This is a genomic window from Gluconobacter sp. OJB (assembly GCF_039638275.1).
Lineage (GTDB): Bacteria > Pseudomonadota > Alphaproteobacteria > Acetobacterales > Acetobacteraceae > Gluconobacter > Gluconobacter cerevisiae.
In genome coordinates this window covers 1,221,120-1,235,396 of sequence record NZ_JBDIWH010000001.1, presented here as the reverse complement: position 1 = coordinate 1,235,396, position 14,277 = coordinate 1,221,120, and the positions used below count along the sequence as shown (strand labels likewise).

Below are 14,277 nucleotides of genomic sequence, written 5' to 3'. Positions count from 1 at the left end.
TGCTGGTTTATCAGCGGCCTTCATAAGCAAGGACGGGATGTATGGGCAGGAAACGTGGGCGCGATATCGACGGGTGGCTGATTCTGGACAAGCCGCTGGGTCCGACCTCCACGGATATGGTCAATAAGCTCCGTTGGGCGTTTGACGCGAAGAAAGCCGGGCATGGCGGGACGCTCGATCCGCTGGCCTCCGGTGTACTGCCGATTGCGTTCGGTAAGGCGACGCGGACCATTCCTTACATCATGGATGCGACAAAACGTTATCGCTTCACCCTGACATTCGGTGAAAGCCGGACGACAGATGATCTTGAGGGCGAGGTTCTGGCGACATCGCCGAACCGTCCGACAAATGAGCAGATTCTGGCTGTCCTACCGGCGCTGACAGGTAATGTCATGCAGGTCCCTCCTGTGTTTTCGGCGCTTCGGGTGGGAGGAGAGCGAGCTTATGACATGGCGCGTGCCGGCCGTCCGCCCGAGCTTCCGCCACGTCCGGCACGGATCGATTCGATAACGCTTGTGGATCGTCCGGATGCGGATACGGCTGTTTTTGATGTGCAATCCGGCAAGGGTGTTTATATGCGCTCGCTCGCGCGGGACATCGCATTGGCTTGTGGAACTGTTGGACATATTTCGGTTCTGCGGCGGACGAAGTGCGGACCGTTTGATCTGAGCCATGTCCTGACGATCGATCAGATATCACTGGACAAATCGACTCAAACTGTGGACAACGCCGATGCTCTTCCGGCTCCTCTGCTGGATGCGGCGACCGCGCTGGTCGACATCCCGGCGCTGGCCGTCACCGATGCGGAGGGAAGGATGCTTGTCTGGGGGCAGTCGATAGACCCCGCGGACCTTATGCATCCTCTGCCGGCATCGTCACAGGGGGATGACCATCTGTGGCGCGCGATGATCGGAGAGCACGTGCTGGGTCTGTGTCATGTCCGTCATGGGCGGCTCAGGGCAGCGCGGATGCTGGAAAACCACGAGTTTTTTGGAGAACACGATGTCGATTACCGCAGAACGCCGCACGGCACTGATTTCTGAGTACAAGCAGAGCGAGACGGATACAGGTTCGCCGGAAGTACAGGTTGCCATCCTGTCCGAGCGTATCGTCAACCTGACCGAGCACCTCAAGACCCACAAGAAGGACTTCCACTCCCGTCGTGGTCTTCTGATGATGGTCGGTCAGCGTCGTAGCCTGCTGGACTATCTGAAGCGCAAGGACCAGGCCCGTTACCAGAGCCTGATCGAGCGTCTCGGCCTGCGTCGCTGAGCTGATCTGTCCGGGAGCCTGCTCCCGGACACCCTCGCCATCGCCTGTCCGGCGGTGCGGGTGCGCGACCGGCGTTTCAGGCCACATGGTGTCATGCCGGGGATGTCCCGCCATCACCGCCATGCCGTCCGAAACGCTGCTCCGCCACCTGCCGGACACCCGGAGATGGTTTCACCCTTAATTTGGGAAAACATGCATGTTTGATTATTTCCGCAAGGAAATCGAATGGGCCGGGCGCCCCCTGATCCTGGAGACCGGCAAGGTCGCACGCCAAGCAGACGGCGCCGTCATGATCACCTATGGCGACACGGTTGTGCTCTGCACCGCCGTTGGTGCCAAGAGCGTCAAGCCGGGACAGGACTTCTTTCCGCTGACGGTCAACTATCAGGAAAAGGCTTACGCCGCTGGCAAGATCCCGGGTGGATTCTTCAAGCGTGAAGGCCGTCCGTCCGAAGCCGAAGTTTTGAACGCCCGTCTGATCGATCGTCCGATCCGTCCGCTGTTCCCGGAAAACTTCCGCAACGAAGTCCAGATCACCGCAACGGTTCTGAGCTACGACAACGAGAACGATCCGGCTCTCGTGTCGCTGATCGGCTGCTCTGCTGCCCTGACGCTCTCCGGTATTCCGTTCTTTGGCCCCGTCGCCTGCGCCCGTATCGGCCGCATCGATGGCAAGCTGGTCGTGAACCCGGTTCATGACGAACTCAAGAACAGCACGCTCGACCTGATGGTCGCCGGTACGGCCGAAGGCGTACTGATGGTCGAATCCGAAGCCAGCGAGCTTTCAGAAGAGACGATGCTTGAAGCCGTCACGCTGGGGCACACGTCCTTCCAGCCGGTTATCGACGCCATCATCGCGCTGGCCGAGCACGCTGCGAAGGCACCGTGGGATCTGCCGTCGCTGACGAAGGAAGAAATCGCCCTTCGCAAGCGCGTCGAGAAGGTCGGCAACAAGCTGATGGCGGACGCTTACAAGGAGCGTCAGAAGCAGGCCCGTTACAAGAAGGTCGGCGAAGCCAAGGACCGAATCAACGAGATTCTGGCCGAGGAAGGTCTGGACCTGGAACTCGCCAAGCCAATGCTCAAGGAGCTTGAGGCGCAGGTCGTTCGTGGCTCCATTCTCAAGACCGGTATCCGTATTGATGGCCGTGATCTGAAAACGGTCCGCCCGATCCTCGCTGAAGTTGGCATTCTGCCGCGTGCTCATGGGTCGTCCCTGTTCACGCGTGGCGAGACGCAGGCCCTTGTGGTTGCGACGCTTGGCACGGGTCAGGACGAACAGATCATCGACGCGCTGGAAGGGGAATACCGTTCCAACTTCCTGCTGCACTACAACTTCCCTCCGTATTCGGTCGGCGAGTGTGGTCGCATGGGCTCTCCTGGCCGTCGTGAGATCGGACATGGCAAGCTGGCATGGCGCGCAATCCGTCCGCTGCTGCCGACCAAGGAAGTCTTCCCGTACACGATGCGCGTTGTCTCCGAGATTACGGAAAGCAATGGCTCGTCCTCCATGGCGACCGTCTGCGGCTCCTCGCTCGCGCTGATGGATGCGGGCGTTCCGCTGCCGCGTCCGGTGGCCGGCATTGCCATGGGCCTGATCAAGGAAGACCGTGGCTACGCTGTCCTGTCTGACATTCTGGGTGATGAAGATCACCTGGGCGACATGGACTTCAAGGTGGCCGGTACGGCTGACGGCGTGACCGCTCTTCAGATGGACATCAAGATCACGTCCATCACGCCGGAAATCATGAAGATCGCGCTGGAACAGGCTCGCGAAGGCCGCATCCACATCCTTGGCGAAATGTCCAAGGCTCTGACGGAAGGCCGTTCGGATGTTTCGGGCAATGCTCCGAAGATCACGACGATTTCCGTGCCGAAGGAAAAGATCCGCGACGTGATCGGTTCCGGCGGTAAGGTAATCCGCGAGATCGTTGAGTATTCGGGTGCGAAGGTCGATATCGGCGAAGATGGTACCGTGACGATTGCCGCTGCGAACGACGAGCAGGCCCAGAAGGCTATCTCCCGGATCGAAGGCATTGTCGCCGAGCCGGAAATCGGCCGTATCTATGACGGCAAGGTCGTCAAGGCTGCCGATTTCGGTGCGTTCGTGAACTTCCTTGGCCCGCGTGACGGTCTGGTTCACATTTCCGAACTGGCTGAAGGCCGCGTTGCGAAGACGTCCGACGTCGTCAAGCAGGGCGACGAGGTTAAGGTCAAGGTCATCGGGTTCGATGATCGCGGCAAGGTCAAGCTCTCCATGAGGGTTGTCGATCAGGCCACGGGCGCCGATATTACGGAAAGCGTGGGGGCCCGACCGGCCCGACCGCCCCGTCGCGACGCCGAGTGAGTGTTGGGGCGGGGCTCACAAGGCCCCGCCCTTTTTTTTCTGAGTTTCGGAGACAGCCAGTCCCCATGAAATCTATTGATACCCTCCGTTTTGGTGGTCAGGACGTGCTGCCTCTGATCGAAGGGGGCAAAGGTGTCTCCGTCTCTACGGGCGTCTCGGCCGGACACTGGGCCGCTGCGGGCGGGATTGGGACCATTTCGGCTGTCAATGCGGACAGCTACGATCAGGACGGTCATCCGGTTCCGCAGGTCTATCATGGTCGTACGCGCCGTGAGCGCCAGCAGGAACTGATCCGTTACGCGATTGATGGCGGTATCGCGCAGGCGAAGATCGCTCATGAGATTTCGGGCGGCAGAGGCCGGATCAACGTCAATATCCTTTGGGAAATGGGTGGGGCCGAAGAGGTCATCATCGGGATTCTCGAAGGCGCTCCGGGGCTGGTGCATGGCGTGACCTGTGGTGCGGGGATGCCGTACCGCCTGTCCGAAATCGCGGTCCGCTTCGGCATTCCCTATTATCCGATCGTGTCTTCGGGACGGGCGTTCAACGCCCTGTGGCGGCGTGCGTACAGCAAGGCGCCGGAACTGCTGGGCGGCGTGGTTTATGAAGATCCGTGGCGTGCGGGTGGCCATAACGGTCTGTCCAACACAGAAAATCCGTTTTCGCCTGAAGATCCGTATCCGCGCGTTCTCGAACTGCGTCGGGTTATGCGGAACTATGGTCTGGGCGAGACGCCGATCATCATGGCCGGTGGTGTCTGGCATCTTGAGGACTGGCAGGACTGGATCGGAAACCCGGAACTCGGACCGATTGTGTTCCAGTTCGGAACCCGCCCGCTGCTGACCCAGGAAAGCCCGATCCCGGACGCGTGGAAGCGCCGTCTGCTGACGTTGAAGGAGGGGGATGTGTATCTTAACCGCTTCTCCCCGACCGGGTTCTATTCTTCGGCAGTTCGTAACAGCTTCATGCAGGATCTGTGCGGGCGGTCTGAGCGTCAGGTGCCATACAGTCAGGAATCCGGTGACGGTTATGAGGCGTCCTATGGCGTTGGTGCCCGCAAGCGCGAGGTCTTCGTGCCGGCTGCCGACCGTCCCCGGATTGCGGAGTGGGAAGCCGCAGGCTTTACCGAGGCCCTGCGGACGCCAGATGATACGCTGGTCTTCGTGACACCGGAAAGCGCGCGCGAAATCCTTGCGGACCAGACGGCCTGCATGGGGTGCCTCTCGCAGTGCCGGTTCTCCAACTGGATGCAGCGTGAGCCTTATACCAATGGTCAGAAGGCAGATCCGCGCTCCTTCTGCATCCAGAAGACGCTCCAGACCATTTCCCATATTCCGCCCGGCGCGGATGCGGACGATGTGGTGGACCACAACCTCATGTTTGGCGGCACGAATGCGTGGCGTTTCGGAACAGATCCGTTCTATGCGAATGGTTTTGTTCCGACGGTTAGCCAGCTCGTGGAGCGTATTCTGACCGGTCGCTGATGGTCTCTGACCCGCCGCTTCCCCGCCAGACGCCTGCATCCCGCGCCTCACAGGGGCGGGAGAGACCGCTTGATTTTCTGAAGCAGTTTCTGACGCGTCATTCGGTTCCCGTCAGTCCGGAGCAGATTGCTCCCGCAGAAGGAACCCGGGCAGCGGTGGCGACGGTCGTGGCGCTGCTGCCTGCGCTTTATGAACATCAGGCCGTGCTGGCCTGGGCAGGCTTTGCTGCTTTCTGGAGCTGTCTGATCGAGCCGGGTGGGACGGCACGCGAGCAATTTCGTATTCTCGGACTTTTTACAGCATGTGGCACGATCCTTGGGGGCGTGACCTCGCTGATTGCAGTTTACCCGCTCTGGGGTGTGCTGCCCTGGCTCGTGGTGACAGGTCTGATGGTGGGGCTGGCCAGGGCGCTGGCACCGTCCATCGCGCTGCTTTGTGCGCTGCTGGGCTGTGTCATGCTGGCCGGCACGGGGTTTCCGGCTCATAGATTTCAGGATGCTCTCGTCATCGCTCTGGCGTTTGGGGGCGGCGGTCTCTGGGCGGCGTTTCTGTGTCTGGTCGTCTGGCCGCAGCATCCTTATGCCCCTGCGCGTCGGGCCGTAGGAGCCTGTTACCGGCTGCTTTCGGTTATGGCGGGTGAGATCGCGGCAGGGCGCCTTCAGGAAACCGTGCATCGGCAGAATGTGCGTACGGCCATCGAACGGGCCCGGGGGCTGGCGCTTCAGATCGATGCCGGACACGCGAGTTACGGCATGCGCGGGCGGCTGATGGCCTCGCTGGCCGGGGCTGAACGTCTGTTTACTGCCATGCTGGCAGTCGAGCATCTTGTCGAAACCCGTGGGCTTGATTTCGAGGCGCGGGGCACGCTGGCGGCTTTCTCCGCGCTGTGTCAGCACGCGAGCGATGCGGCCCTGGAACCTGTTCCTGATCTTGAACATCTGGCTTCTGAAGGGCTAACGCTGGCGGGGAGTATTCCTGCCACGGCGGGACCGGTTGGCGAGCTTGTGGCGACCAGTGCGCGGACGCTGGGAACACTGGCCGAGGGACTGGCGCAGAAGGCGCGACTACCGTTCGACGGGGAGTTGCCACGCCATGCGGCGCGGCTGACCCCGACGATCTGGCAACATGCGCTGCGTCTCGTGGTGGGTCTGCTGGCGACCTATCTGACGAGCTGGTGGCTGAATCTGGACTATGGTTTCTGGGCGCTGGTCGCAGTGCTTCTGGTAATCCAGCCTTCCGGTCAGACAACGCTGGTGCGCGCGTTGGAGCGTGTTCTGGGGACGCTGGGTGGAGGCGTACTTGCGCTGTTGCTGACACCATTCCTGCCGGGTTCTGCCCAGATGCTGGCGGCGGTAGCGCTTTTCGTGATTGGCGCGATCGCAATGCGTGCGGTCAATTATACCATGCTGGTCGTCTTCATCAGCGCGCAGTTTATTGTCGTGACGGAAATGCTCATGCCGTCTCAGGGCGTGGCGTGGATGCGAGTGCTCGATAACACGCTTGGCAGCGTCATCGGATTGCTCTGTGCGTTTACGGTCTGCCCCCAGAGGCGGGGACAGGACATGGACGACCTGTTGCAGACGGCAATGATCGGCAATCTGCGATATGTTTCGGCTGTGTTGAAGCGGGAAGATCCCGTGACGACAGACCGTGTCCAGCGTCAGGCCGGGATCGATACCACGCGGGCAGAGTTTGCACGCGGCTCGCTGCCTGTTCTGGGCGGTGTTTCAGCGGTAGGAGAGCGTGCGACGCAGGCTCATGCTTTGCTGCGGGCGCTGCGCCGTCTGAGCGGGGAGGCGACGCTATTGCGGTTCGATATTTCCGCCGGATTATGCGAAGGCGATGCGCAGGCCGGGGAGCGGTGGAGCGCTACGGCGGCGGCTCTTGAGGCAGGTGCTCCCTTCACCGAGATCGCCCAGAAGATCGAAAATGGAGATGTCATGGCCGAGATCGCCGCTCTGGAGCGTGCGGGCCGCAAGGCTGACTGATCCCGGAGGCGCATAACCGCCTCCGGTCTTCATGGACAGATAAAATGGAAACGTTCAGCGGCGTCCACCGGGTCCACGACCGCCCGGGCCACCGCCATGATTGCCGCCGCCCATTCCTCCGCCTCCCGGTCTTCCGCCGCCAGGTCCATGTCCGAAGCCACCTCCCGGCCTGCCGCCGGGTCTGCCTTGTCCATCGGGACCATGGCCGGGGCCTCCAGGCCTGGGTCCGGGGCGAAAACCGGGAGGGCGCCGCCCCGGACCGCGTCCGGGATAGGGGCCGACGTTATAACCCGGTCCCCAGCCCCATCCAGGTCCCCAGGTGCTGCCCCAGCCGCGATTATAGGTGCTGCTGTAATAGCCCCCGCCGCCATAGTAGGTGCCGTATTGGCCGGGGCCGCCGTATTCATAATCACTGCAGCCCGACAGAATTCCCAGAAGGCAGAGCGCTCCGCCAAGGCGGAGGAAGGTTTTCGTTGTCCAACGGGTCATTTCGCATCTCCTGCCGCGCTGGGATCATGCCATTCCATGACGCCGAAGGCGGCGCCGCTCGGGTCGGCGAGGACGGCGATCATGCAGTTCTGATGATCAGGATGGGGTTGCACGAGAACACGTCCTCCAAGCTGCACGGCTTTTTCGGCGGCACTCCCGACGCTGTCCACCTGAACGAAGCCGATCCAGCGCGCGCTCGCATCTGCAGGCAGGCGCGCCGGTAGGGGGTTGACGGTTGCACGGGCGATGGACTGCGAGTCCAGAATATAGCGCTGATGCGTGTCGGGCGGAGGCGCGTCTTCAACCTGATAACCAAAGAGTTTCTGGTAGAACCCTGCGCTGGCTGCGGGAGCCGGAGTCAGGATCGCATGCCAGATCCAGTCGCCCTGAGCCGTGTCGTCCGTATCGTCACGGTCGCCGTGAGGGGCGTGCAAAGCGGCAAAAAGTCCGCCCTGTGGGTCGGCGATGATCGCCTGTTCGCCGCGACCCGGAACGATTGTCGGACGGTACAGGATTTTGCTGCCCCACTGGAGCGATTCCTTGGCCACGGTCGGGACGTCGAGTGCCGAAATGAACGGAAGCCAGAGCGGCTGGGGCGGGTTTTCCGTATCGGGCAGGGGACGTTCGACCAGCCCGGCTACGACATGACCGTTGACCAGTGCTTCGGCATAATGACCGCGTGAGACGGGGCGGTCCTGAAAATTCCAGCCCAGCAGCGCACCGTAAAAGGCCTTGGCTTTGGCCAGATCGGGCGTTGTGAGCTGCATATAGACGATCTTGCCGGGCAACGTCTTTGAGAGTGCGGCTGGCGTTTCAGCGGTGTTGGCCGTTTGCGCATAAGCATTTGGAGCGCAGGCTGTCAGGCCGAAGCCAAGAGTAAGAGCTGCTGACAACGTGACAGCGACCGTGCCTGCTCGGGAAGGACGGGAAAAGGGCGGCAAAGGCGGCACTCCTTCTGTTCGGATCTACACGGAGCGCCTTTGGGACGACCGGCAGGTCGGAGGAAAACATCCTGTGGCTCCCCGCAATGAGGGCATGACGTTTCATGTCCCATTCCGTTCCCGGAATGCAGCAAAAATGTGGCGCGGCGTTGAAGGTCAGATCAGGGCGAGTTCGGCCAGTTCCTTGCGGAGCTGTGGTGGGAGATCGGCAATGCCGTCATGATCAAGGCTGCTGCCCAGATCGGGAGGGGCGTCCTTGGGCTCCAGATAGCGCCAGCCCTGAAAGGGGCGCATTGGCCGTGGCTGCACCGGGATGATTTCGTCAGACACGACGATCAGCGTGCCTGTGCTGCCATCCGGGCGCTTGGCGCTTTCCAGACCGATGATGGGCTGGCGGCACAGGACCATGCCGTCCATCACGCGATACAGGGAACCGCCGTCCAGAACCTCCTCGGCCCGTTTCGGCATGGTGCGGGTCTGGACGGTGGCGTGGCCGTTGATGCGGTAGTGGTTCAGCCGTTCGCGCAGGACTTCGATGCTCGGGCAGCCGACGGCCAGTTTGATGATGTTCAGCATAGGTATCGGATGCCCTCCTTCAAGCTCTTAGTGCGTGCCCACGGCATTCTGGGACTGCGAAACGAACTCGTTGATGAAACGCGTCTTGTCGATGGACTGCACGATCTTCACCTTCCGCAGGCCCATGCCCTTCGGCGCCGTCGAATCCGGCCAGATATGGGCGTGTCCGTAATCCATGCCGTGGTCGATGTTGACGTTCATGATGGCCGTGACGGATTTTGTGATCAGTGTCGGATCAACGGCGATGGCGGAGGTCAGTTCATCCCAGAGCGGCAGGGGAGCCTGATACTTTTGCAGATAATCCGTGACGGCGTTGTGCTTTGCGTCGATGCGGTTTGCCAGTTCGGGCGTCATCATGATGTCGTTCGAGACGTTGCCGATGCAGGTGATGGCGGGCCATGGCGCCGTCAGAGCGATCTGGGCGGCTTCGGGGTCCATGATCAGGTTGAAGTCGGATGCGAAATCGGCGTTGCCGGTGACGGACATCATGCTCGCATCGAGCAGGCCACCCATGAAGACGAGCTGTTTGGCAGTTTCGGCGAAAGTCGGGTCGATCCGGATGGCGAGGGCGAGGTTCGTCAGCGGACCTGCGGCGATGATCGTGACCTGATGCGGATGGGCATGGACTTCACGGATCAGGAACATAGCAGCCGGCAGCGCGTCGGCTGTAGTATGCAGCGCGCCTTCCGGCAGTTTACCGACGGGAGGCTGTGTGGCCGGGACGTGTTCGATAGAGCCGAGGCCACCCCATGCGCCCTTCCAGGGAATGATGCCGAACTGCTGTTCGCGCAGTTTCGTCTCCGCCACCGTGTTGACCAGCGGCGTGGTGGCGCCATCAGCGACGGGGATCTGCGTCTGCCCTGCGATTTCCAGAAAGCGCAGGGCATGTGCCGTCCCTGCGTTTTCCCAGTCATCGCCGACGACGGACGTCAGGCCGAGCAGCGTCACGCCGGGGCGGTTGAGCAGGGGAATGATGGACTGGATGTTGGAGCCGCCCGGCCCGAGGAAGTCGTTGTCGAGCACGACGTAATTCGGAACGGGAGCGGCCGTCGCAGCAGAAAGCGGGGCGAGTATGGTGCAGGCAGCCAGAAGGGCAGAGAGAATGGATCGGCGCATGGTCTCTTCCAGATGGATTAAGACCGGATCATGCCCTCAAGTGACGAGGCGCGCCAGTATCGCTTCAAGACGAAGCCGTCCTTCACCCGTCGCGCGCAGGATACCGTTGTCCCGCTCAAGGTAGTTTTCCTCAATGCAGGCGTCGAGCAGAGCAGGGTCCACACAGTCCAGAAGCGCACGGCCCGTGCGGGCGGCGAACTGGGCTTCATTGATGCCTTCGGACAGGCGCAGGCCCATCAACAGGGCTTCGCGGCCTTTTTCTTCCGGCGTGAGAAGGGTTTCTTCTGTGCTGCCGGAGCCGGTCTTTTCAACCCGGTCGGCCCAGGGTTCGGGCGCACGGTGACGGCGGGTGGCGTAAAGTTCGCCGTCCAGTGTTAGGCGTCCATGAGCGCCGGGGCCGATGCCGATATAGTCCGCATAGCGCCAATAAGTGAGGTTGTGTCGGCTTTCGGCGCCGGGGCGGGCATAGTTCGAGACTTCATAGGGCAGCAGGCCATGACGGGCTGCAATGTCGCCGGTCAGGTCATAGAGGCGTGCGGCGGTGTCTTCGTCGGGCAGGGTGAGTTCGCCGCGCCGGTGCATGGCTTCGAACTTCGTGCCCGGTTCGATGGTGAGCTGATACAACGACAGGTGATCGGCCACGAGATCGAGCGCTGTGGTGAGCTCATCCGTCCAGTCAGCGGCGCTCTGGCCGGGGCGGGCGTAGATCAGGTCGAAGGAAATGCGCGGGAACAGGGTACGGGCGGTTTCGAGCGCGCGGATGGCCTGTGTGGCGGAGTGTTCGCGGCCAAGCTTGTGCAGCGCATCGTCCCGCAGGCTCTGTACGCCGAGCGAGACGCGGTTGACGCCAGCCTGACGGAACGCCGCGAATTTTCCGGCCTCGACGCTGGTCGGGTTGGCTTCGAGCGTGATTTCCAGATCGTTTTCGGCATCGAACAGGCGGTGTGCGTCTTCGATCAGGGCCGCAACGGTTTCGGGCGCCATGAGCGACGGCGTGCCCCCGCCGAAAAAGATCGAACGCAGGGGGCGTTTGACGCCATCGCGGGTCAGGCGCGCGGCGTCATGGGCCAGTTCACGGCGCAGGGCTGCGGCGAAGCGCTGCTGCGGGATCACCTCCCGGACATGGGAGTTGAAATCGCAGTAGGGGCACTTCGCCAGACAGAACGGCCAGTGGATGTAAAGGGAAAGTGGCTCGGGTTGTGACACAGGCGTCAAATGGCGATCCGGACGCCGAATTCCACTACCCGGTCAGGCGGGATACGCAGGAACTCGGTCGTGGAGGCCGCATTGCGTTGGAGCAGGAGAAAGATCCACATGCGCCAGAGCTGCATCTTCGGCACGCGGGAGCGCACGACAAGCTCATGCGATGTGAAATAGGACGCCTGAATGGCGTCGAACGCCACGCCGAGCGCGTTCAGTTCCAGCAGGGCGCGAGGCAGGTTGGGCATCTCCATGAAGCCGTAGCGGACGATGACGCGGTGAATGTTGGGCGCCAGTTCCTGAACAATGGCGCGGTGGCCGCGCTCGGCTTCCGGCTGGTCGAGGTTCTGGACCGTCACGAACAGGATGTGATCGTGCAGGACCTTGTTGTGCTTGAGATTATGCAGCAGCGAATTTGGCACGATATCGGGGTTGGCGGTCAGGAAGACGGCCAGACCGGGAACGCGGATCGTGCGGGACTGCGGCAGGCGCGCGAGGAAGGAGCCCATCGGCATGGAATCCGCCTGCTGACGGGCGGCGATGAGGCTGCGGCCGCGCTTCCAGGTGGTCATGATGATGGTGCTGATGATGCCGATCGCGAGCGGGACCCAGCCGCCATCGGGGATCTTGAGCACGTTTGCGGAGAAGAAAATGCTGTCCACGATGAAGAAGAAGCCAAAGACGATCGCGACCGTGGCGGTCTTCCATTTAAAGACGCGGCGGAACACCACCATTGCCAACACGCAGGTGCACAGGAACGTCCCCGTGACAGCGATGCCGTAGGCTGCGGCCAGGGCCGAGGACGTGCGGAACGACAGCACCAGAACCAGCGCGCCAAAGGCCAGAATCCAGTTCAGCGACGGCAGATAGATCTGCGCTTCTTCCGATGCGTTGGTGTGCATGATGCGGGTGCGGGGCAGGTAGCCGAGCTGAATGAGCTGGCGGCACAGCGAGAAGCTGCCCGAGATACCGGCCTGCGAGGCGATCACGGTTGCGAAGGTCGCAAGGATCAGCATCGGGATCTGCGCCCAGTGCGGCACCAGAAGATAGAACGGGTTGGACAGGGCATGCGGATTATGGATCAGCAGGGCGGCCTGTCCGAAATAGTTCAGTGTCAGCGATGGCAGGACGAAGAACAGCCACGCCTTGCGGATCGGGGCGCGTCCGAAATGGCCCATATCGGCGTACAGCGCCTCTGCACCCGTGACGGACAGCACGACCGAACCGAGGGCGATGAACGACAGATAGCCGTGCATAATGATGAATTCGAGCGCGAAGGTCGGCGACAGGGCGAGCAGAATATGGGGGTAGAGAAAGATCCCCTTGATGCCGAGAATGGCGAGAACCGCAAACCAGATCACCATGATCGGGCCGAAAGCTTTGCCGATTTTGCCCGTTCCCAGAACCTGAACCGAGAACAGTCCGATCAGCACGATGATGGCCAGCGGAATGATGATGTGACTCGCCGAGGGCACGGAGGTTTCGATGCCTTCCACGGCCGAAAGCACTGAAATAGCCGGGGTGATGATACTGTCGCCGAAGAACAGGCAGGTGCCAGCAATGCCCACAAGGCCGAACAGCCATCGGAAATGCTGTGACTTGCAGACGCGCTGGGCGAGGGACATGAGGGCGATGATGCCGCCTTCGCCGTCATGGTCGGCCCGCATGATGAGAATGACGTACTTGATGGTGACGATGAGCATCAGCGCCCAGAACGTCAGGCTCGCAAGCCCCATGATTTCCCAAGGCTGGGCAGGCATCTTGGGCGAACTGACAATGCTGACGGAGGATTGCAGCGCATAGAGTGGGCTTGTGCCGATATCGCCGTAAACCACGCCCAGAACCGTAAGCAGCGCGCCCATGCCGGCGGGGCGCTTGTGGCTGGAACCGTCATCTTCGCCGCCGATCTCGTGGGTATGGCCTTCCGAACGGGCCTGCTCGATCGTCTGGACGACGTCGCCGGAGTCGTTGGGAATCCCTACGCCATGAGGAGAGTTGGAGGCGCGGTCACCGTCATGTTCAGGCATTGCTGGTTCCATTTACGGGCGTCAGTAGAGTGCCGTCATCTCCTGTCGCAGCACTCGTCAAGCGCGCTCCACATCACGGCAACTTCCCCTCATGACAAGATTTCTGCGACGGACGCAAGCCGTGCATCAGGATTGTGGCGCAGGACGGCTTCCGAAAATGGCGGTTCCCACCCGGACGAGCGTTGCGTTTTCGGCAATGGCGGTTTCAAAATCCGCGGACATGCCCATCGAGAGCACCGGCAGTCCGTGCCGTTCGGCTGTTCTGCGCAGGAAGTGGAAATGGGGCGCAGGGTCTTCATCCTCGGGGGGGATGCACATCAGACCCCGGATTTTCGGGCCGAATTTTTCAAGGGAGGTTTCGATGAACGCATCGGCTTCGTTGCGCGGAATGCCGGATTTCTGCGGTTCGTTGCCCGTATTGACCTGAACGAGAAGGTCGGGGAGACGCCCGGCTTTCTGTGCGGCTTTCTCGATCGCGTCTGACAGAGACGGACGGTCGAGGCTCTCGATCACGTCCGCGATCTGGCAGGCTTCGAGGGCTTTGTTGGTCTGAAGGCCGCCGATGATGTGCAGGCGCAGGTCCGGGAAATATTCGCGAAGCTGCGGAAATTTGGAGGCGGCTTCCTGCACGCGGTTTTCGCCAAACAGACGCTGACCCGCTTTTAAAGCGGCTTCGACGCTCTCGATCGGGTGGAACTTGCTGACGGCCACGAGAGACACGTCCGCCTCTGCGCGCCCGGCTTTTTCGCAGGCCTGAGCGATACGATGACGGATGGCGGCGAGGTTTTGGGCAATAAGATCGGACATGTCGGGAGAAGACGCCATTGCGTCCGTGGC

General features: G+C 61.6%; 12 protein-coding genes. 5 read left to right on the top strand and 7 right to left on the bottom strand.

Annotated features, from left to right (window positions below; translation table 11 throughout):
- The first annotated feature begins 41 nt into the window (after positions 1 to 41).
- From truB to ABDK74_RS05730, 5 genes are all read left to right on the top strand, one after another.
- Positions 42 to 1,043, top strand: coding sequence for a tRNA pseudouridine(55) synthase TruB (truB, locus tag ABDK74_RS05750; RefSeq protein ID WP_346003068.1), 1,002 nt, complete (start codon positions 42 to 44; stop codon positions 1,041 to 1,043).
- Positions 1,003 to 1,272: a 30S ribosomal protein S15 gene (rpsO, locus tag ABDK74_RS05745; RefSeq protein ID WP_011253110.1), complete on the top strand. Its 270-nt coding sequence runs from the start codon at positions 1,003 to 1,005 to the stop codon at positions 1,270 to 1,272. The genes truB and rpsO overlap by 41 nt, the downstream gene beginning before the upstream one ends.
- Positions 1,273 to 1,468: 196 nt before the next feature.
- Positions 1,469 to 3,619, top strand: coding sequence for a polyribonucleotide nucleotidyltransferase (gene pnp, locus ABDK74_RS05740; RefSeq protein ID WP_346003067.1), 2,151 nt, complete (start codon positions 1,469 to 1,471; stop codon positions 3,617 to 3,619).
- 65 nt (positions 3,620 to 3,684) lie between these two features.
- Positions 3,685 to 5,103 carry a nitronate monooxygenase gene (locus tag ABDK74_RS05735; RefSeq protein WP_346003066.1) on the top strand — a complete coding sequence of 473 codons (1,419 nt, stop codon included), beginning with the start codon at positions 3,685 to 3,687 and terminating at the stop codon, positions 5,101 to 5,103.
- The gene (locus ABDK74_RS05730; RefSeq protein ID WP_346003065.1) at positions 5,103 to 7,091 is read left to right on the top strand and encodes an FUSC family protein; all 1,989 of its coding nucleotides are present in this window, start codon (positions 5,103 to 5,105) and stop codon (positions 7,089 to 7,091) included. Before ABDK74_RS05735 ends, ABDK74_RS05730 begins: the two co-directional genes overlap by 1 nt.
- A 54-nt stretch (positions 7,092 to 7,145) precedes the next feature.
- Here the strand turns inward: ABDK74_RS05730 and ABDK74_RS05725 are convergent, their stop codons facing one another.
- From ABDK74_RS05725 to ABDK74_RS05695, 7 genes are all read right to left on the bottom strand, one after another.
- Positions 7,146 to 7,580, bottom strand: coding sequence for a hypothetical protein (locus ABDK74_RS05725; protein ID WP_346003064.1), 435 nt, complete (start codon positions 7,578 to 7,580; stop codon positions 7,146 to 7,148).
- A complete protein-coding gene (locus ABDK74_RS05720) occupies positions 7,577 to 8,521 on the bottom strand; it encodes a VOC family protein (RefSeq protein ID WP_346003063.1) in 945 nt (314 codons plus the stop codon). The genes ABDK74_RS05725 and ABDK74_RS05720 overlap by 4 nt, the downstream gene beginning before the upstream one ends.
- 156 nt (positions 8,522 to 8,677) lie before the next feature.
- Entirely contained in the window at positions 8,678 to 9,097 is a 420-nt protein-coding gene (locus tag ABDK74_RS05715; protein WP_346003062.1) for a DUF1489 domain-containing protein, read from the bottom strand.
- 27 nt (positions 9,098 to 9,124) lie between these two features.
- Positions 9,125 to 10,213, bottom strand: a complete 1,089-nt coding sequence (locus tag ABDK74_RS05710; RefSeq protein WP_346003061.1) for a nucleoside hydrolase — start codon at positions 10,211 to 10,213, stop codon at positions 9,125 to 9,127.
- A gap of 36 nt (positions 10,214 to 10,249) precedes the next feature.
- Entirely contained in the window at positions 10,250 to 11,428 is a 1,179-nt protein-coding gene (gene hemW, locus ABDK74_RS05705; RefSeq protein WP_346003060.1) for a radical SAM family heme chaperone HemW, read from the bottom strand.
- Positions 11,425 to 13,452 carry a potassium transporter Kup gene (locus tag ABDK74_RS05700; RefSeq protein ID WP_346003059.1) on the bottom strand — a complete coding sequence of 676 codons (2,028 nt, stop codon included), beginning with the start codon at positions 13,450 to 13,452 and terminating at the stop codon, positions 11,425 to 11,427. The genes hemW and ABDK74_RS05700 overlap by 4 nt, the downstream gene beginning before the upstream one ends.
- A 114-nt stretch (positions 13,453 to 13,566) precedes the next feature.
- Positions 13,567 to 14,247, bottom strand: coding sequence for a YggS family pyridoxal phosphate-dependent enzyme (locus ABDK74_RS05695; protein ID WP_346003058.1), 681 nt, complete (start codon positions 14,245 to 14,247; stop codon positions 13,567 to 13,569).
- Positions 14,248 to 14,277: the final 30 nt, after the last annotated feature.

What these genes read in the sequence shown, in the direction of transcription:
- ABDK74_RS05730 (WP_346003065.1), top strand. Translation starts at nt 5,103, where the DNA reads ATGGTCTCTGACCCGCCGCTTCCCCGCCAGACGCCTGCATCCCGCGCC.
- ABDK74_RS05710 (WP_346003061.1), bottom strand. Translation starts at nt 10,213, where the DNA reads ATGCGCCGATCCATTCTCTCTGCCCTTCTGGCTGCCTGCACCATACTC.
- pnp (WP_346003067.1), top strand. Translation starts at nt 1,469, where the DNA reads ATGTTTGATTATTTCCGCAAGGAAATCGAATGGGCCGGGCGCCCCCTG.
- ABDK74_RS05700 (WP_346003059.1), bottom strand. Translation starts at nt 13,452, where the DNA reads ATGGAACCAGCAATGCCTGAACATGACGGTGACCGCGCCTCCAACTCT.
- ABDK74_RS05725 (WP_346003064.1), bottom strand. Translation starts at nt 7,580, where the DNA reads ATGACCCGTTGGACAACGAAAACCTTCCTCCGCCTTGGCGGAGCGCTC.
- ABDK74_RS05715 (WP_346003062.1), bottom strand. Translation starts at nt 9,097, where the DNA reads ATGCTGAACATCATCAAACTGGCCGTCGGCTGCCCGAGCATCGAAGTC.
- truB (WP_346003068.1), top strand. Translation starts at nt 42, where the DNA reads ATGGGCAGGAAACGTGGGCGCGATATCGACGGGTGGCTGATTCTGGAC.
- rpsO (WP_011253110.1), top strand. Translation starts at nt 1,003, where the DNA reads ATGTCGATTACCGCAGAACGCCGCACGGCACTGATTTCTGAGTACAAG.
- ABDK74_RS05735 (WP_346003066.1), top strand. Translation starts at nt 3,685, where the DNA reads ATGAAATCTATTGATACCCTCCGTTTTGGTGGTCAGGACGTGCTGCCT.
- ABDK74_RS05695 (WP_346003058.1), bottom strand. Translation starts at nt 14,247, where the DNA reads ATGTCCGATCTTATTGCCCAAAACCTCGCCGCCATCCGTCATCGTATC.